This window comes from Salisediminibacterium beveridgei (assembly GCF_001721685.1).
GTDB classification, from domain to species: Bacteria; Bacillota; Bacilli; order Bacillales; family Salisediminibacteriaceae; genus Salisediminibacterium; species Salisediminibacterium beveridgei.
Window position 1 is genome coordinate 1,745,212 of record NZ_CP012502.1, and the last position, 18,407, is coordinate 1,763,618.

At 42.4% G+C, this 18,407-nt stretch carries 16 protein-coding genes; 11 read left to right on the plus strand and 5 right to left on the minus strand.

Annotated features, from left to right (window positions below; genetic code table 11):
• Positions 1-15: 15 nt before the first annotated feature.
• The 8 genes from argB to BBEV_RS08130 all read left to right on the plus strand — a co-directional run bounded on the left by argB (position 16) and on the right by BBEV_RS08130 (position 11,297).
• The gene (argB, locus tag BBEV_RS08090) at positions 16-789 is read left to right on the plus strand and encodes an acetylglutamate kinase (protein WP_069365005.1); all 774 of its coding nucleotides are present in this window, start codon (positions 16-18) and stop codon (positions 787-789) included.
• Positions 786-1,997 carry an acetylornithine transaminase gene (locus tag BBEV_RS08095; RefSeq protein ID WP_069365006.1) on the plus strand — a complete coding sequence of 404 codons (1,212 nt, stop codon included), beginning with the start codon at positions 786-788 and terminating at the stop codon, positions 1,995-1,997. Before argB ends, BBEV_RS08095 begins: the two co-directional genes overlap by 4 nt.
• On the plus strand, positions 1,990-3,084 hold the full coding sequence (locus BBEV_RS08100; RefSeq protein ID WP_069365007.1) for a carbamoyl phosphate synthase small subunit: 1,095 nt from the start codon (positions 1,990-1,992) through the stop codon (positions 3,082-3,084). Before BBEV_RS08095 ends, BBEV_RS08100 begins: the two co-directional genes overlap by 8 nt.
• Positions 3,063-6,305, plus strand: a complete 3,243-nt coding sequence (carB, locus tag BBEV_RS08105; RefSeq protein WP_069365008.1) for a carbamoyl-phosphate synthase (glutamine-hydrolyzing) large subunit — start codon at positions 3,063-3,065, stop codon at positions 6,303-6,305. The genes BBEV_RS08100 and carB overlap by 22 nt, the downstream gene beginning before the upstream one ends.
• A complete protein-coding gene (gene argF, locus BBEV_RS08110) occupies positions 6,302-7,228 on the plus strand; it encodes an ornithine carbamoyltransferase (protein ID WP_069365009.1) in 927 nt (308 codons plus the stop codon). The genes carB and argF overlap by 4 nt, the downstream gene beginning before the upstream one ends.
• Positions 7,229-7,304: 76 nt before the next feature.
• Positions 7,305-8,528 (plus strand): argininosuccinate synthase, encoded by a 1,224-nt coding sequence (locus tag BBEV_RS08115; RefSeq protein WP_069365010.1) that lies wholly within the window; start codon positions 7,305-7,307, stop codon positions 8,526-8,528.
• A gap of 78 nt (positions 8,529-8,606) precedes the next feature.
• Positions 8,607-9,980, plus strand: coding sequence for an argininosuccinate lyase (gene argH / locus BBEV_RS08120; protein ID WP_069365011.1), 1,374 nt, complete (start codon positions 8,607-8,609; stop codon positions 9,978-9,980).
• Between the two features lie 240 nt (positions 9,981-10,220).
• Positions 10,221-11,297 (plus strand): branched-chain amino acid aminotransferase, encoded by a 1,077-nt coding sequence (locus BBEV_RS08130; protein ID WP_069365013.1) that lies wholly within the window; start codon positions 10,221-10,223, stop codon positions 11,295-11,297.
• Between the two features lie 131 nt (positions 11,298-11,428).
• Here the strand turns inward: BBEV_RS08130 and BBEV_RS08135 are convergent, their stop codons facing one another.
• Positions 11,429-12,139 carry a DUF3270 family protein gene (locus BBEV_RS08135; protein ID WP_069365014.1) on the minus strand — a complete coding sequence of 237 codons (711 nt, stop codon included), beginning with the start codon at positions 12,137-12,139 and terminating at the stop codon, positions 11,429-11,431.
• Between the two features lie 114 nt (positions 12,140-12,253).
• Here BBEV_RS08135 and BBEV_RS08140 point away from each other — a divergent pair, with 114 nt between their 5' ends.
• Both BBEV_RS08140 and BBEV_RS08145 read left to right on the plus strand, forming a co-directional pair.
• Positions 12,254-12,772 (plus strand): DNA-deoxyinosine glycosylase, encoded by a 519-nt coding sequence (locus BBEV_RS08140; protein ID WP_069365015.1) that lies wholly within the window; start codon positions 12,254-12,256, stop codon positions 12,770-12,772.
• A complete protein-coding gene (locus BBEV_RS08145; RefSeq protein ID WP_069365016.1) occupies positions 12,769-13,668 on the plus strand; it encodes a 5'-3' exonuclease in 900 nt (299 codons plus the stop codon). Before BBEV_RS08140 ends, BBEV_RS08145 begins: the two co-directional genes overlap by 4 nt.
• 172 nt (positions 13,669-13,840) lie before the next feature.
• On the opposite strand, the gene BBEV_RS08150 is transcribed toward BBEV_RS08145, so the two are convergent.
• Entirely contained in the window at positions 13,841-14,248 is a 408-nt protein-coding gene (locus tag BBEV_RS08150; RefSeq protein WP_069365017.1) for a thiol-disulfide oxidoreductase DCC family protein, read from the minus strand.
• A gap of 640 nt (positions 14,249-14,888) precedes the next feature.
• On the opposite strand from BBEV_RS08150, the gene BBEV_RS08155 reads away from it, so the two are divergent.
• Positions 14,889-15,437: a site-specific integrase gene (locus tag BBEV_RS08155; RefSeq protein ID WP_069366664.1), complete on the plus strand. Its 549-nt coding sequence runs from the start codon at positions 14,889-14,891 to the stop codon at positions 15,435-15,437.
• Positions 15,438-15,512: 75 nt separating this feature from the next.
• Here BBEV_RS08155 and BBEV_RS08160 read toward each other — a convergent pair whose 3' ends face one another.
• The 3 genes from BBEV_RS08160 to ectB form a co-directional block, all read right to left on the minus strand.
• Positions 15,513-16,583: an AbrB family transcriptional regulator gene (locus BBEV_RS08160; protein ID WP_084007301.1), complete on the minus strand. Its 1,071-nt coding sequence runs from the start codon at positions 16,581-16,583 to the stop codon at positions 15,513-15,515.
• A gap of 62 nt (positions 16,584-16,645) precedes the next feature.
• A complete protein-coding gene (locus tag BBEV_RS08165; protein WP_069365018.1) occupies positions 16,646-17,032 on the minus strand; it encodes an ectoine synthase in 387 nt (128 codons plus the stop codon).
• 33 nt (positions 17,033-17,065) lie between these two features.
• Positions 17,066-18,361 (minus strand): diaminobutyrate--2-oxoglutarate transaminase, encoded by a 1,296-nt coding sequence (ectB, locus tag BBEV_RS08170; RefSeq protein WP_069365019.1) that lies wholly within the window; start codon positions 18,359-18,361, stop codon positions 17,066-17,068.
• Positions 18,362-18,407 lie beyond the last annotated feature (46 nt).

Consider the following 18,407-nt stretch of genomic DNA (forward strand, 5'->3'; position numbering starts at 1 on the left):
AGGAGTCGACACAGAATGAAACCAATCGTCATAAAAATCGGCGGAAGTACCATTGAAAACCTTCCGGATACCTTCTATCAAGAAATCGGATTACTGATGAAATCACGACCTGTAGTCATCGTTCACGGGGGAGGACCAGCCATCAACAATCGATTAAAGGAGCTGGATATCGAACCCGATTTCCACAAAGGACTCAGAATTACTACTCCTGAAATTATGGAAGTCGTAGAGCAGGTACTTGCAGGAAGCCTGAATAAAAAACTCGTACGCCATTTCTATATTAATCAGGTTGTGGCTGCAGGTATTTCAGGGCAGGATGGCGGGTTATTAATCGCAGAAAAAATGGACGAGCATATCGGTCTTGTTGGCGATATTAAAAACGTTCAACCAGCGATACTGAATGTACTGCTTGATCAAAATATCGTTCCGGTTGTCTCACCAGTTGGTCTGAGTCAAAGCGGAGAACCACTCAACATTAATGCCGATCACGCTGCTGTTCATATTGCAAAAGCACTGAATGCTTCAATGCTGTTTGCAACGGATGTTCCTGGCGTGATGGAGAACGGTTCGGTATTGCATCAGCTGAACCAGGAGGATGTTACCCGTTTGAAAGCAGAAGGAATCATCATCGGAGGTATGATTCCAAAAGTGGATTCTGCACTCTTTGCTATTGAAGCCGGTGTTGATGAGGCTGTTATCTTAAATGGTTTTCAATCACAAGTGATTGCGAACTATTTCAAAGGGAAATCCGTGGGAACCAGATTCAAAAAAAAGGTGGCACAGACATGAATACAAAAACTTCGAATTCAACAGCTGTTATGAATACGTATGGTCGATTCCCCATTGTACTTGTAAAAGGGAAAGGGGCCTGTGTAACGGCGGAAGATGGCTCTGAGTATCTGGACTTCACGTCCGGCATAGCCACATGCAATCTTGGACATTGTCCGGAAATCATCACCGACGCACTGCATAAACAGCTTGATACACTCTGGCATGTTTCCAATTTATATCACATTCCTGTTCAGCAGCAATTGGCAGAAATTCTAACGGAAAATACACACTTTCAGCAGGTGTTCTTCTGCAACAGCGGAGCTGAAGCGAACGAAGCTGCAATCAAACTGGTGAAAAAATACTGGTCGGATCAAAAAGCAATTGAGCGAAATACCATCATCACCTTCAGTCATTCATTTCATGGGCGAACCGGCACAACGATGGCTGCCACAGCTCAGGAAAAAATACACCAAGGGTTTGCACCTTTAACCCCCGGGTTTCAGTATGCAAATTACAATGATCCTCAAGCACTGAACATGATCAATACGGATTCAACTGCAGCCGTTATGCTTGAACTCATTCAAGGAGAAGGCGGCGTGATTCCGGCTGAGACTGAATGGGTCAAACTGCTTTGCGAAGAATGCCAACGGCAAGGAATTCCAGTCCTTATTGATGAGGTACAGTCAGGCATTGGCCGGACAGGCACATTTTACGCTTATGAACAATTTGACATCCAACCTGATATCATTACTTCTGCCAAAGGCTTAGGTTCAGGATTTCCAATTGGAGCAATGCTTGCCAGTGAAAAATTCAGCAGACATTTTACACCAGGAACACACGGCAGCACTTTCGGGGGTAACCCATTGGCTGCAACGGCGGCACTTGAAACCGTGAAAATCGTAAAAAACGAATCATTTCTGCAATCTGTCAAAGAACAAAGCGACTGGTTTGTGAATAAACTCGAACAGATGGCTTCCTCATTCAACCTGATTGAAGAAGTCAGAGGAAAAGGATTTTTAATTGGGATACAATTGAAAATTGATGCCATAACCGTTATCAAGGCTCTCCATGATAAAGAGATTCTCACCCTGCCGGCAGGACCAAATGTTCTGCGGATATTACCACCACTGAACGTCAGGAACGATCAGTTGGTTCATTTTGCAAATAAATTACAAGAAGTATTAACGGAAATACAACATAACAAGGAGGACGAAAATCATGAATAAAGGATATCTGGTACTGGAAACTGGAGATATACTCGAAGGAAAATGGATCGGACACCAGGATGAAACGATGGGTGAAGTCGTCTTTAATACCAGCATGACCGGATATCAGGAGATGATTACGGACCCCTCTTATGCCGGTCAGATTGTTACCCTTTGTTATCCATTAGTCGGTAACTATGGAATGAACCCGGATGATAATGAAAGCCAAAAACCGGCCTGCCAGGGCGTTATAGTTGGTGAATCCTGCGATCAGCCAAGCAATGGCAAAATGACCAGCAGTTTTTCAGACCAGTTAGCGACGTGGGGGATACCCGGCTTAGCTGAGGTGAATACCCGAAAACTCGTCTCATTGATCCGAAAACACAAAACCTTGAAAGGGAAGATCACGGCAAATCCAAAAACGGTGACTGTATTCCCTGAACCGTTATTTGCCCCAGGACAGCTGGTCGAGCAGGTTGCAGTCGAAAAAGCGGTATCCTATATCGGTCAGGGGAAACATGTTATCCTCCTCGACTTTGGTTATAAAGCTTCCATCCTGAACGACTTGCTGAAGCAAAACGTACGCGTGACCGTTGTACCTTACGATACTTCGCTTAAAGAGATTCAGAATATGAACCCTGACGGGATTTTAATCAGTAATGGTCCAGGAAATCCAGACGATCATGCCATGCATTTTCCAAAGATCAAAGCTCTGACAGACCTTTACCCAACGCTGGGCATTTGTCTTGGTCATCAGCTGATCGCTATGGCCTATGGTGCAAGTTCGAAAAAAATGGCCTTTGGTCACCGTGGAGGAAATCATCCTGTCCTGGATCATGAAACAGGGAAGATATGGATTACTTCTCAGAATCACAGCTATGAAATTGATCCGGAGAGTTGCATTGATCTGGAACTCGCAGTCAGGTTTACCAATGTGAACGATACTGGAATTGAAGGTTTTTTCCACCCTGAAAAACCTGTCACTACGGTACAGTTTCATCCGGAAGCAAGGCCAGGTCCTGTTGACACAGACTATATTTTTGATGAATTTATTGAATCGCTCGTGTGTACTGGAGGGAAATCGTCATGTCAGATGCAGCAAGTCTGAAAAAAGTTCTCGTGGTCGGGTCCGGTCCAATTGTGATCGGACAGGCTGCCGAATTCGACTATGCAGGAACCCAGGCCTGCCTCGCACTAAAAGAGGCAGGCATTGAAGTCATCTTACTGAATAATAATCCAGCTACGATTATGACGGACTCATCCATTGTGGATCAGGTTTATTTTGAACCAATGACAGTCGCATCCATTGAAATGATCTTTAAAGAAGAAAAACCTGATGGCATGATTGGCACTCTCGGTGGTCAAACCGGGCTGAACTTAACGATTGCAGCCTACGACGCCGGTCTCTATGAAAAGTACGGTGTAGAGCTTCTGGGCACATCTGTGGAGGCGATTCAAAAAGGGGAAGACCGGGAGAAATTCCGTACTCTCATGCTTGATATCGATGAACCGGTGGCTGATTCATCTATTGTTGAAACCATTGAAGAGGGAAAGTCATTTATCGAAGAGATCGGCTACCCTGTGATTTTGCGTCCTGCATATACATTAGGAGGAGCCGGTGGTGGTTTTGCATACAATGACGATGAATTTGAAACGATTTTAAAAAATGGATTGAAACAAAGTCCAATTCAGCAAGTACTTGTGGAAAAAAGCATTAAAGGGTGGAAAGAAATTGAGTATGAAGTCATGCGTGACGTCAACGACACTTGCACCATTGTCTGCAATATGGAGAATCTCGACCCCGTCGGCGTGCATACCGGTGATTCCATTGTAGTGGCGCCTTCTCAGACGTTAACGGATATCCAGTTTCAAATGCTGAGAACCTCCTCTTTGAAAGTCATACGGGCACTTGGTGTCATTGGGGGTTGTAACATTCAATTTGCTCTTCACCCGGAAACTGATGAATATGTGATTATTGAAGTAAACCCCCGAGTCAGCCGATCCTCCGCTTTGGCTTCAAAAGCAACAGGATACCCAATTGCACGAATTGCAACTCAATGTGCTCTCGGCATGAAACTACATGAAATCATAAATCCCATAACCGGGAACACTTTTGCATCCTTTGAACCGGCACTGGATTATATTGTCGTCAAACTCCCAAGATTCCCATTTGATAAATTTTCCGAAGCAGACCGTTCACTTGGTACACAGATGAAGGCCACTGGAGAAGTCATGGCATTGGATCGTACTTTTGAAGGTGCTATGAATAAAGCGTTGCGATCGCTTGAAATGAATGTCCGGTCTCTTCATATGCCGTTGATTTCTAAAAGCAGTGATGATCATCTGGACACTCTCTTGACCGATGCAAACGATCTTCGTCTTTTTGCATTGGCTGAAGCGATCAGAAGGGGTATCAGCATCGAAAAAATTAATGAAAAAACAGCAATCGATCACTGGTTCCTTGCCAAAATTGAGCATATGGTTTCCCTTGAAACAGAAGCCGAAACCATGAAAGTTGCGGATATTACTGATGAATGGCTAAAGAAAGTAAAGCGATATAACTTGAGTGATGAATGGCTCGCTGTTCAACTCGGCATTCCGTTTCTGAAACTGCGCGAATGGTACGATGACTTCGGAATGAAGCCTGGCTATCAGCTGGTTGACACATGTGCAGGGGAATTCGATGCAGAAACACCTTATTATTATTCCAGTTGGAGCGGTCATGATGAGGTCACACCCGACCCGAATACCAAAAAGATTCTTGTATTAGGTTCTGGACCGATCCGGATTGGTCAGGGCATTGAATTTGATTATTGTTCAGTTCATGCGGTAAAAGCCGTTCAAAAAGCAGGATTTGAAGCGATTATTATCAATAATAACCCGGAAACGGTGAGTACCGATTATGCAGTAGCTGACCGGCTGTACTTTGAACCCCTGGCACTGGATGATGTGTGGAGTGTCATTGTGAAAGAGCAGGTTGAAGGGGTTATCGTCCAATTTGGCGGTCAAACCGCGATTAATCTCGCCGCAGATCTTGACGCACTAGGTGTCCATATATACGGGACATCACCAACAAATATTGACGCAGTGGAGGACCGGGAAGCGTTCTATCATCTCTTGAATCAGCATGGGATCGAACACATCCGCGGTGAGATGGCACATAGCCCACATGAACTCGAAGGGGCAGCAAATGAGCTTGGCTTTCCGGTATTAATCAGACCATCCTATGTCATTGGTGGGCAGTCCATGTTTATCTGTTACGACCACCATGAGCTTGCATCGTATGCAGAACGTATTCAGCTGGAAACCAACGACCGCTGCTGGCCTTTGTTAATTGATCAATACGTACCCGGGAAAGAATGTGAAGTGGATGTGATTACCGACGGCGAAGATATTTTAATTCCTGGTATCTTTGAACACCTTGAAAAGGCAGGGGTGCATTCTGGAGACAGCGTCACAATTTTCCCATCGATTACATTGACTGAAAAAGAAAAAGCATCGATCTCATCGATTTCAGAAACCATTGCAAAAGAAGGTTGCATCATTGGCATTATGAATATTCAATTTGTTCTCGATCAAGGTCATGTCTATGTACTTGAAGTCAATCCACGATCATCGAGAACGGTGCCGATCATGAGTAAAGTCACTGGAGTCCCGATGATTGAATACGCCGTACGCGCTCAGCTCGGTGAAAAAATAACAGACATTTCACCTGTAGTTGGACTGATGGACGATCTTCCGTACTATACCGTCAAAGCACCGGTCTTCTCAGCGACCAAACTGAAAGGCGTCGACCACGTACTCGGTCCCGAAATGAAGTCAACAGGAGAAATTATCGGAATGGGGCAAACAAAGGAAGAAGCATTAAAGAAAGCAACCGTGCACATGCAAGGCTCTGAAGATTCAATGGCTGAACAAAACTGGTTTGTGTCCGTATCAGATCGAATCAAACCTGAATTTAATCAACTTTTGGACCAACTCAAAGTAAAACCAGGTAAATTCTATGCAACTCCAGGAACGGCAAATTGCCTGAAAGAAGCGGGTGTCGGGAATGTCGTTATTCTTGATGACAAAGACGACATCCATAATCTTTTTAAAATCGATCCTCCTTCAATTGTGTTAAATATTGCAAACCAGGGGAGACAAAAGCAAAAAGTCGGATTTTTCATCCGGGAATGTGCCACTAAATTTGATGTGCCGTGTTACACAAACATTGACACGTTCAAAGAAGTCACGGGTACCGGTGATGAACGATCCGCTGCGGATTATGGGATACACACACTGCAGTATTACCTGACACAAAACGGAAAAGAGGTATCACAAGGATGACTACACCAAAACACTTTCTCACGATGCTCGATTATGATAAAGAGATGATTCAAGCACTTTTAGAAGATGCAAAACAGCTTAAAAAAGAATTAAAAGAAGGGACGCCACATCCGCATTTAAAGGGGAAAACACTTGCGATGATTTTTGAAAAATCATCCACCAGAACACGGGTCTCATTCGAAGTAGGCATGCTCCAGTTAGGAGGTCATGCTTTGTTTCTAAGCAGCAACGAAATTCAACTTGGCCGAGGCGAACCTATATCAGACACGGCGAAAGTTCTTTCCGGTTATGTCGATGGCATTATGATTCGAACCTTTGGACATAGCCGAATCGAAGAATTAGCAGACCAGGCAACTATACCGGTCATTAATGGATTGACGAATGAACACCATCCATGTCAGGTCATGGCTGATTTATTGACTATACAGGAACAAAAAGGAACTCTCGAAGGACTCACTGCCAGTTATATCGGTGATGGCTTTAATAATGTGGCTCATTCTTTGATTCAGGGACTTTGTTTGATGGGCATGCATGTGAAAGTCGCTTCACCGGAGGGATACGAACCGGACCCTGCAATTATGCATGAAGCAGAGGTGATCGCTGGTGAACAGGGTGGTTCACTCGCGTTTTCACATTCGGCACAAACTGCGATTCAGGATTCGGATGTTGTCATTACAGACGTCTGGGCCAGTATGGGAAATGAAGCCGAAAAGGAACAGCGCTTGAACGATTTTCAAGGTTTCCAAGTCAATCAGGAACTCACTGAACATGCAAAAGATGATTATATATTCTTGCACTGTCTTCCAGCGCACCGGGGAGAAGAAGTGACATCCGAAATCATTGATGGTTCTCACTCCGTTGTGTTTGAAGAAGCAGAGAATCGACTTCATGCACAAAAGGCCATTTTGAAAAAACTATTATGAATTTGTATTCTTCTGTAGACTTTTGCATAAAGATACGTTATCATAGATAAAAATACTTTGTTAGGGAGAGATTCATATGAGTAAAGGTAAAGTAGTATTAGCGTATTCCGGCGGATTGGATACATCCGTATGCATAAAGTATCTTCAAGAAGAATATGATTACGAAGTCATTGCTTTAGGTCTTGAGATCGGTGAGGGGAAAGATCTTGAATCATTAAAAGAAAAAGCATTGGAAGTCGGCGCGGAAAAAGCCGTGATCATAGACGCTAAGGAACTGTTGGCAAAAGAATATTTAATGCCGGCATTGAAGGCAAATTGCCTTTATGAAGGGAAATATCCTCTTTCTTCAGCACTATCAAGACCTCTGATTTCGAAGTTACTTGTCGAAGTTGCTGAGCAGGAAGGTGCTGTAGCAGTGGCACACGGTTGTACAGGGAAAGGGAATGATCAGGTACGTTTTGAAGTATCCATTCAGGCACTTAATCCGGATCTTGAAGTGATTGCGCCGGTGAGAGAATGGGGAATGAACCGAGAAGATGAAATTGCCTATGCAAAAGAGAAGAACATCCCGATTCAGGTAAACCTGGAAAAACCTTATTCCATTGATGCAAACATCTGGGGCAGAGCCTGTGAAGCAGGCGTCCTTGAAGATACATGGAAAGAAGCACCGGAAGAAGCTTTCGATTGGACTGCGTCCATTGCAGACACACCGGATGAACCCGAATATGTCGAAATTGCCTTCACTGAAGGGGAGCCCACTTCATTGAATGGGGTCCCGATGCAACTTGCTGACCTGATTTTGGAACTGAATAAAATTGGCGGAAAGCATGGCGTTGGAAGAATTGATCATATCGAAAACCGACTGGTTGGCATTAAGGCCAGAGAAGTATACGAAAATCCAGGGGCTTTGATTTTGATCAATGCACATAAGGAATTGGAATTCCTGACTTTGCCGAAAGAGATTACACAGTTTAAAACAACCATTGATCAAAAAATGACACAGCTGATTTATGATGGACTCTGGTATTCCCCATTACGAACAGCATTGGATGCATTTGTGAACGATACACAAAAGGTCGTCTCGGGTAAAATCCAGGTGAAACTTTGGAAGGGGACGCAAATGGTTGTCGCAAGACATTCAGATAACAGTCTATATAATGAAGAGCTGGCGACCTATTCAAAAGGCGACGCTTTCGATCACAATGCAGCTATGGGTTTCATTAAACTTTGGGGACTTACAACAAAGACTTATTCTCAAATTCATCAGAAGAAAAAGGCTGAAACTACCGGGAAAAAGTAATATAATGATACTCAGAAGATTCAAAAACGACGGTGGTTCAATTATCCACCGTCGTTTCAATGTTGGGAGGCCGTAAGGATGAGTAAATTATGGGGTGGACGATTCACAAAATCCACGAACGAACTGGTTGAAAAAGAAACTGCCTCGATCGGGTTCGATTATCAACTGGCAGAAGAAGATATTCAAGGCAGTCTTGCTCATGTCAAGATGCTTGCTAAAACCGGTATCATTGAACAGGCAGAAGCCGATCTGATCGAGCAAGGGCTGAATAAAGTATTTCAGAAATTCAAAGACAACGAGTTGGAATTTACGGATGCCAACGAAGACATACACATGAACATAGAACATGCATTGATTGAAGAAATAGGTCCAGTAGGTGGAAAGCTCCATACCGGAAGAAGCCGAAACGATCAAGTTGCAACAGATATGCACTTGTATTTAAAAAAACATACTGAACAGTTGATCTGCCTGATGAACGATGTTCAAAGAGCAATAATTGAACTCTCGGAAAATCATGTGGAAACCATTCTTCCTGGATACACCCATTTGCAAAGGGCTCAACCTGTGTCATTTGCCCATCATATGCTGGCGTATTTCTGGATGTTTCAACGGGATAAAGATCGTTTAAAGGACAGTTTGAAACGTATCAGCTGGTCACCACTGGGAGCTGGAGCACTTGCTGGTACAACTTTTCCGATCGATCGTGAATTCACAGCTGCAGAACTCGGACTCGATTTTGTCTATCCAAACAGTATGGATGCTGTCAGTGACCGGGATTTCATTTTGGAATTCATGTCCTCTGCTTCCATTGCTATGACTCACATCTCCAGACTATCAGAAGAAATGGTCATTTGGATGAGTCAGGAATTTCAGTTTATCGAACTCGATGATTCCTTCTGCACAGGCTCGAGTATCATGCCACAGAAGAAAAATCCTGATGTCCCAGAACTGCTCCGTGCACGAACAGGAAGAGTAAACGGCAATCTCATCGGTCTCTTAACAGTGCTGAAAGGATTACCATTGGCTTATAATAAAGATATGCAGGAAGATAAAGAAGGCATGTTTGATACGGTGCATACACTTACGACATCGTTGCAGTTCCTCGCTCCAATGATTTCCAGCATGACAGTTAATGCAGATCGAATGAAGAATGCAGTAGATACAGATTTTTCAAATGCGACAGATATTGCAGATTATCTCGTAGATAAAGGTATTCCATTCCGCGAAGCACATGAAGTCATCGGTAAAATTGTGCTACACTGTATTCAAAATAATCAGTTCCTTCTCCAGCTCGAACTAGCAGACTACAAAATGTTTCATGAGGCATTTGAGTCCGATATTTTCGAGACACTGAAACCTGAATCAGTCGTCTCTGCGCGGAAAAGTACAGGTGGAACAGCTCCAAAAGCTGTTTCAAAGCAGTTGGAACTGGCAAAATCATTTCTGAACTGAATCGTGTCTGATAAGCTTTAACAGCAGGGGGGACCCTATGGATCATACATTTATCGAAATCATGAGACTCCAAGGAGAGTTGCAAACGATTCACGAAGCGGATCTCAGAAAATTGGAAAGACTGATTTCTGTTAATCCATGCCGGTGCGAAAAACAAGAAGATTGCAAAGGAATCTGCAGTGTCAAAAGAAGATTAAATGATGAATTAGAACGGAGACAATTGAAAAGGGAGCGATAGTCATGTCAAAAAATACAATTAAATGGACAAAACGCGACAAATTAAAAACAAAACCGGATGAGTCAACTTTGCCATTCGGGAAAATTTTCACGGATTATATGATGAAAATGCGTTATGAGGCGGGAAGTGGCTGGTCTGATCCTGAGATCGTTCCATATGGTCCAATAGAACTTGATCCAGCAGCAATGGTACTGCACTATGGTCAAACGGTTTTTGAGGGACTCAAAGCATACCGGAACGAGAATGGAGATGTCCAACTGTTCAGACCTGAAGAGAATATGAAGCGTATGAACCGCTCGCACCGTAGGATGAGCATTCCGGAATTCGATGGGGAAACGGTGCTGAAAGCTCTGTCTCAATTGATCGACATTGAAAAAGACTGGGTACCGTCAGTCGAAGGGACATCATTATATGTTCGGCCCTTTGTGATCAGTACGCAGACACATCTCGCTGTCCATCCATCAGACTCCTATGAGTTTTATATTATTCTCTCACCGGTAGGCTCATATTATCCTGAAGGCATTAATCCAGTGAAAATCCAAGTCGAGGATGAATTCACGCGTGCAGTAAAAGGCGGAACCGGAACAGCGAAAACCGGTGGCAACTATTCTGCTGGTTATAATGCACAGGAGAAGGCATCAAAGTCCGGCCATGCCCAGGTGCTTTGGCTCGATGCGATTGAAAAACAGTATATTGAAGAAGTGGGCAGCATGAATGTCTTCTTTAAGATCAACGGCGAAATCGTCACTCCGGCATTGTCCGGCAGTATCCTGGAAGGTGTGACAAGAAAATCCATAATTGAATTGCTGCATTCTTGGGAAATTCCGGTGATGGAAAGGAAGATTTCCATTCAGGAACTGATTCAGGCACAGAAAAATGGTACGTTAGAAGAAGCTTTCGGAGCAGGGACAGCCGCTGTAGTCTCACCTATCGGCTCATTCACTTATAAGGGAGTTGCCTATAAGGTACAGGATGGTGAAACCGGTTCTTTAACGAAAAAGTTATACGACACCGTCACAGGTATTCAAACCGGTAAGCTTGATGATCCATTTGGATGGACAAAAGTCATTCATGTATAAAGAAAACTAAACCGGTCGAGGGACAATCCAATGGCGAAAGATTTAGTTACACTTAAATGGTCTTAAATAATCAAAAAAAAAAGCAAATCTCCTTCAGGGTTTGGTTCCTGGAATGGGGATTTGCTTTTACATTACCATTCAAAAAAGAATTTTAGTGAAAGCGTAATTGCAGTATACATAATAACGCCACTTGCGAAGGTTGGGAAATGAGCGTATTTATCTTCTGGTAATTCATATTTAAATACGTTTAAAATCATTGCTCCACTGATAAAAGCAAATATGATTGATTGAACAAGTGCTGTGAATTCTACAAATACACCTAATCCCCAGCCAATCAAGATCCCCAATGCGAGCATGTATCTGCCTACAGTATTATATTTTTCAGCAAATTCCCGCCACATGTCATGCGCAACAGCAATGAAGTGTAACCCAATGGCTGCGCTGTAAAAGAGTGCTTGTAAAACTGAAACTTGAGCAGAAATGACGACGTAAGCCACCAGGGCATTGTACGTTGTATAAAACAAAATTTGTGTCCAGAAAGTCAATTCATTATCATGTGCACGTTGTCTGACATAGAGCTGGCTGCCGTAAAACATAATTACGCCAATGAGCCCGATGAAATAGATTTCTGATTGCATCGCAAATAAAGTCAGATCAAGCGCAATATTTTGTTGCTCAGTATGGAGCGCGGGTAATACATATACAAACACATAAGAAACAGCCAAACCACCGGAGAATGAGAACCAGCGAAGCTGCATCAATCGCTCCGTCGGTAAAATTTTATTTGTCATAAAATGAATAAAGATAAAAAATAACCCTGTCAAAAGGGCTCCGATCGTCATATGAAACACCTCACATTTATCAGCTTTTATCTTAACTTGTTTCGTGATGGCTGACAAGTATTAAAGTCTGATATACTATAGCGTAGATAATTTTATTCTATAAGGAGTCTGATGATGAAGCTGAAATCGATGCCGCCGGTTCTAAAAGGGGAGCCCTTGCTTTTGATTCTTGGAAGTATGCCCGGCAGCCAATCGTTAGAAAAACAGCAGTATTATGCGAACCCAAGAAATCAATTTTGGAAAATGCTTTCTGATTACTTTAGAGTTGATCTGACAGCCCTGTCCTATGAAAGTCGAAAATCATACGTCGCTTCACATAGAATTGCTTTGTGGGATATCTTACAGGAATGTGAGCGGATCGGGAGTCTGGATTCAGCCATACGAAGAGAATCATTCAATCCGATTTCTGAATTCATTGAGGCAAATCCCAGCATTCTCGCAATTGGTTGTAATGGCACAAAAGCGTTTCAAAGTCTTAAAAAATATGAGAAAGAGAAAACGACATTACAAACGCCCGCTGTCAAATTACCATCTACAAGTCCGGTACCAGGAAAAAACGTTTTAAGTTATACAGAAAAATGCGATGTCTGGCATACGTTTATACACCAGTATCTAAAAGGAGCAAAATCATGAATCATTCAAGCGATAAAATTATACTAATCGATGGGTTTAATTTATTAAGCAGAGGCTACTTTGCTACATCTTTCAATAAAGAACCTCATGAACTGCAACGAAATCAAGACGGACGTTATGTCAACGCAGTCAATGTATTTATGACAAAAATATTCCAGTTAATTCGTGAACAATCCCCTACTGCCATCCATGTGAGCTGGGATGGAAAACGAAGTGATATTCTCCGGACAAAGGCCTACGATCAATATAAAGCACAACGAAATGACTTGCCCGAACCATTAGTAGATCAATATCATTACCTTGAAGAAATTTTAAAGGAGCTGAATGTCCCACAATCTGCCGCGCGAGGTTATGAAGCAGATGATATCATGGGTACGTTGGCAAAACGATGGGGAAGTGAAATGAAAGGAAAAGTCGTTCTCTATAGTAACGACCGTGACTTGTTTCAATTAATTGATGAGAACATTACTCAGCGTGTAGCAAAAAAGAAAATGGAAATCGATTATAACTTATTTCTTTTCAAAGAAGAGTTTGATCTGCATCCATCACAGTGGGTTGACGTGAAAGCACTTCTGGGAGATACCAGTGACAATATCCCAGGATGCCCTGGGGTTGGGGAAAAATCAGCTTACCCGTTAATCCGTAAGTATCATCACCTTGACGGTGTATATCAAGCCATTGCAAATGATTCACTGGATACCTCTTTCAAACGTTATAAAACCAAACTGATCAATGGAGAGAAACTTGCACGAATCAGTTATGAACTCGCAACCATTGAAACTGAAGTTCCTCTCATTTCTGAAATCCCCCTGGACAGTTTAGCGCTGACATTCTCGCATACAGATGCAGAAACCATCATGCAAAACCACGGTTTGCGAAAGCCTGTTTCATTTTAAAACTGAAGGAGGAAAGAAATATGTTTAAAAATTGGTTCTCAAAATCTTGTTATTTTTGCGGAAAAAAAACAAAAGACACAACCCGTTACTTAGATGATCAAGGTAATACAGTCCATGTCTGTTTTCAATGTGTCCCTGTTGCGGAACGACGTGCTTTAAGAAAACAGTAAGATCACTGTCCAATGTCCAAAAAGCGCAGTCTCGTCTCTTGATTCGGAAGTATGCAACTTTCTGTTTGACCGAATATGCGGTAACGGGACTTGGCAACCTCTCGATAAACAGCCTGTCTGATCGGCAGTGGTACAAAACGGATCAGCTGAATCAGATGCCATGGTGACTTTAAATGCCGGGAAATCTCAATTACTGCTTGAGAACCGGAATGAATGACACTGGTCTCCGTGTTCAATATCAGAACAGCATCGAGGCTGTTAAGTTCTGGGTGCGAATTTTTGAAAGATTGTCCAATCGAACCTTCCAGACTCGCAAAGTGAATGTCCGTATCTTGTTCGTTTTCCAATATGAACTGAACACCATGATGACATAAATTGCAACTCCCATCATACAGCATCACTTTCGTCATCAGATCCCTCTTTTCCATTGGTTAGATTTATATTCAGTATACCGTTTTAAGCCGTTCATCTCGAATATTTTACCTAAGTCCTTTTTCTCCTTTCATTTATGGAATAATGTGTTAATTTAACATCCGCTGAACCTCTCAGATTTCGTTCTGAGAGGTTTTTTAATGTTTCATGACTATCAGACAAATGAGACCTTTTCAATCCTTCCTGAGCCATCTGAATATATTTCAGCTGCTTCGAAAAAATCATCCCGTAATAGTATCCATGGATTTCTGGAAGATACTAAATGCTCAATTTGTATCTTCCTAATCTGGTTAGAAGGTAAATAATTCATCAAAAATCCTATCTGTCGGGGTTTAAAAAGGATTGAACTGAGGTTTCTCATACCAAATGAATAAATAATAGTAAGATACAAAATGAGTATGATTGTATGCTATAATAAACTTCACGAGGTGAATGGATTCCATGAAGCGTAAAAAGCAGTATGCAGATTACATACGACTGACCGATGAGGAGAATCAAAAATTAATAAATCGTTTGGGAAAGCACCAGACCCAGCTCAGAATTCGCCGGCTTAACGAATTAAAGATCCGCGGAAAGCGTCCATTAACATTACTTTCAGATTATCAGGCACTTTCAGCTATGACTCCGCGTACGGTCGAGCCAATTCGAAATAAAGATCAAATTGAATCGATGAAAAACGTTTTGAAAAATTCGTCTTATCGTGATTATTTTCTTTTCGTACTCGGTTTGAACACAGGACTTCGAGTAGGCGATTTGTTACCATTAAAAGCGAGTGATGTGAGGGGGAAGAAGTATGTTGTTTTAATCGAAGAAAAAACAACAAAAGCTAAGCGCTTTCCATTAAATAAAGACATCCGGGAAATGATATCCGATTATACAACGGGGATGAGTGATGATGATTATTTATTTGCTTCCCGCATGACAGGCGAACCAATCCGAAGAGACAGGGCATACAAGATTTTGAGGCAAGCAGCTGAGATTGCTGGTGTGGAATACGTCGGTACTCACACAATGCGTAAAACGTTTGGTTACCATTTCTATAAACAATACAAAGATGCTTCAATGCTGCAAAAGATATTCAACCATTCCTCACAAAGTATCACCCTTCGGTACATAGGTATATCACAAGAAGAGATTGATGAGGCTATCGACGACTTCAGTTTATGAAGGATATCTGCATTCCTTTAAACAATATAAAGTAATGAACCGAATGCCTGAAAGGGGCATTCGGTTCTTTTTATCTCAATTTGTCTTGATGGGTTCAATTTTCAAGATTTTTGTGAAATACCACTTTAACCCCAACGGAACCAGTAACAAGATTAATAGTATTCGTGTCAATTGCAGTGAAGTGACAATTGCCGGGTCAGCATCAACCATGCCAGCGGTAAGTACCATTTCGATCACACCGCCAGGTGCTGCAGACAAGATCGCGGTTGCCATATCCATTGACGTCACTTGTGACATGAACCATCCGGTTAAAAAGGAAAAGGCAATTAACAAAATCGCAATCATAGCATAAATCATGCTGAAGCGACCGGCGCTTACAACATCTTTAATGGCAATACTCCTTCCAAGTGATGTTCCGATCGCCAATTGTGCGCCCAGGAACAGTATTTCAGGAACTGATGACAGCAAAGCCGGGCTGATGTTTAAGATAATCGTTATGATAAGCGGAAATATCATAATTCCGGCAGGGAGGAGGTGACCAAATCGAAACGCTCCAATCAACGGCAAAATAAACCATAAATAATGGATGGATGCAGCACCTGCATCACCTTGAGGTAATTGGGTTTGAACAGATTCAGCTCCACTTGAAAACAGAAAAATAATCAGAAATGGAACGGTAAACAGAACGATTACTAACCGTATCGTCTGAAATACCGTCACAAATGCCTGATTCGCATGAAAAGATTGGCTGACGATCACCATTTCCGTCAAACCACCCGGGATGGATCCGAAGATACTGGATGCCGGATCCACTTGAACCCATTTTGTGACCATGTAACTCATGGTGATGGCGAAAAGAATTAATAACAGCGTGATGACAATGTAAACAGGCAAGTAAGGCAGTGTTTGCATTAATGTGTCAAATGTATAATACAAACCAAAACTTATACCGAGAACGATCAGACCGACATTTTTAATCATTGGAATCCAAGTCAGCGATCGCTGAACCACTGCTTGATAAAGCATTACAGCAGTCAAAGGACCGAGCATCCAGGGGAGCGGAAGAGTCAGCCAGGAAAACAGAATCCCGCCAACACATGCAACGAGTAAGGTTTCAGTTAAACGAATCAGAAATGACATTGACATGTTGGCCTCCTCGCAACCGTAAAACAGCCAGCTGTTTAACACAGCTGGCTGCAAAACTATTATTACTCATCAACGAGCATGTATGAACCATCTTTATCATGCATTTCCGTACCGGTAACCGGGGGATTAAATACACAAACCATTCTCATGTCCGTATTTGCACGAAGCAGATGCTCATCGTTTTGATCCAGAGCGTAGACAGTACCTGCTTCAATTTTGTGGATTTTGTTATCAGCAAGCGTTTCTACTTCACCGTCACCTTCGATGCAATATACTGTCTCAAGGTGATTTTTGTACCATAAATGTGTTTCAGTTCCTGCTTTAATAATTGTGTCATGAACGGAATAGCCCATGCCAACATCTTTCAAAATCAAGCGGCGGCTCGTCCAGTTTTCACCTTTCACTTCATGTTCAGTACCAAGTACATCTTCTAATCTGACTGTTTTCATTTTCATTTCCTCCTAAGTGCTGTATGCGATGGGTTATTGCTTCACTGGATCTGATTCAAGGTTCATTGCCTTGATTGCTGATTGGATGCTCTTTTCAATCAATTCAAGTCCTTGTTCAAGACCATCCTCATCAATATTGATTGGTGGGAAAAGTTTAAATACCTGATCATGTCCGCCGGCAGTTTCCATGATTAAACCATGATGAAATCCTTCAGAAGCGACTTTTTCACTGAAACCTTCGACTTCAGATGAGATCCCCTGCATGAAAGCACGACCTTTACGATGGCCCTGTATTTGAGGATATTTCTCAATCATTTCATCAAGAAATTCTGTGATCCGATCACTTTTCTTTTGAATGCTCTGTTCAAATTTAGGGTCTTTCCAATAAGACAATGCTTCAGTAGCTGTTACAAAAGCATGATTATTTCCTCGGAATGTCCCGTTGTGTTCACCTGGTTTGAACTGATCATGCTCCGGCTTGATCAATGTCAATGCCAGTGGCAGACCATATCCGCCGATTGATTTGGAGAGGCAGACGACATCCGGTTCAATGCCGGCTTTTTCAAAGGAGAAGAAGGTACCTGCTCGGCCTACACCAGCCTGGACATCATCAACGATCAAAAAGATACCCCATTCTTTACAAATATCACTAAGTTTTTTGATCCATTCAAAGCGCGCTGCATTCAAACCGCCTTCACCTTGAACTGTTTCAATGATCATAGCTGCAGGGATGGCAACGCCACTCCCATTGTCTTCAAGAAAACGGCGCAGGTAATCAAGGGTATCATCTTCACTACCTACAAAGTCATCGTAAGGCATGGTTGGACTGTACTGAAGCGGAACGCCTGCTCCGATACGCTTCATAGAATTTCCCGTCACAGAAAGTGACCCGATTGTCATACCATGAAAGCCGTTTGTGAAACTGATGACATCTGTACGGCCGGTTACTTTACGTGCAATTTTCAGGGCAGATTCGACAGTGTTCGTTCCTGTTGGTCCAGGGAACATGATTTTATAATCAAGATCTCTTGGCTCAAGAATGACTTCTTTAAACGTTCTGAGAAATTCTGCTTTCGCATTACTTGCCATATCGAGAGAATGGGTGATTCCATCATCGAGTATATATTCCACCAGTTTCTTTTTCATATTCGGTTCATTGTGTCCGTAATTAAGTGCACCTGCTCCAGAGAAGAAATCAATATATTCTTTTCCATTCTCATCCCACATACGGTAACCTCGAGCCTTTGTAAAGACTGTAGGAAAACTTCTTACATAGCTTCTGACACTGGACTCAAGTGACTCAATGGTTTGCAAATCATGACTATTCATGGTTTAAAAATCCCTCCGTTGTTTTGTTAATCTTGAAATGATCAAG

What these genes read in the sequence shown, in the direction of transcription:
- BBEV_RS08155 (WP_069366664.1), top strand. Translation starts at nt 14,889, where the DNA reads ATGACTCCGCGTACGGTCGAGCCAATTCGAAATAAAGATCAAATTGAA.
- BBEV_RS08135 (WP_069365014.1), bottom strand. Translation starts at nt 12,139, where the DNA reads ATGACGATCGGAGCCCTTTTGACAGGGTTATTTTTTATCTTTATTCAT.
- BBEV_RS08150 (WP_069365017.1), bottom strand. Translation starts at nt 14,248, where the DNA reads ATGACGAAAGTGATGCTGTATGATGGGAGTTGCAATTTATGTCATCAT.
- BBEV_RS08160 (WP_084007301.1), bottom strand. Translation starts at nt 16,583, where the DNA reads ATGTCAATGTCATTTCTGATTCGTTTAACTGAAACCTTACTCGTTGCA.
- ectB (WP_069365019.1), bottom strand. Translation starts at nt 18,361, where the DNA reads ATGAATAGTCATGATTTGCAAACCATTGAGTCACTTGAGTCCAGTGTC.
- BBEV_RS08095 (WP_069365006.1), top strand. Translation starts at nt 786, where the DNA reads ATGAATACAAAAACTTCGAATTCAACAGCTGTTATGAATACGTATGGT.
- carB (WP_069365008.1), top strand. Translation starts at nt 3,063, where the DNA reads ATGTCAGATGCAGCAAGTCTGAAAAAAGTTCTCGTGGTCGGGTCCGGT.
- BBEV_RS08130 (WP_069365013.1), top strand. Translation starts at nt 10,221, where the DNA reads ATGTCAAAAAATACAATTAAATGGACAAAACGCGACAAATTAAAAACA.
- BBEV_RS08140 (WP_069365015.1), top strand. Translation starts at nt 12,254, where the DNA reads ATGAAGCTGAAATCGATGCCGCCGGTTCTAAAAGGGGAGCCCTTGCTT.
- argB (WP_069365005.1), top strand. Translation starts at nt 16, where the DNA reads ATGAAACCAATCGTCATAAAAATCGGCGGAAGTACCATTGAAAACCTT.
- BBEV_RS08100 (WP_069365007.1), top strand. Translation starts at nt 1,990, where the DNA reads ATGAATAAAGGATATCTGGTACTGGAAACTGGAGATATACTCGAAGGA.
- BBEV_RS08145 (WP_069365016.1), top strand. Translation starts at nt 12,769, where the DNA reads ATGAATCATTCAAGCGATAAAATTATACTAATCGATGGGTTTAATTTA.
- BBEV_RS08115 (WP_069365010.1), top strand. Translation starts at nt 7,305, where the DNA reads ATGAGTAAAGGTAAAGTAGTATTAGCGTATTCCGGCGGATTGGATACA.
- argH (WP_069365011.1), top strand. Translation starts at nt 8,607, where the DNA reads ATGAGTAAATTATGGGGTGGACGATTCACAAAATCCACGAACGAACTG.
- BBEV_RS08165 (WP_069365018.1), bottom strand. Translation starts at nt 17,032, where the DNA reads ATGAAAACAGTCAGATTAGAAGATGTACTTGGTACTGAACATGAAGTG.
- argF (WP_069365009.1), top strand. Translation starts at nt 6,302, where the DNA reads ATGACTACACCAAAACACTTTCTCACGATGCTCGATTATGATAAAGAG.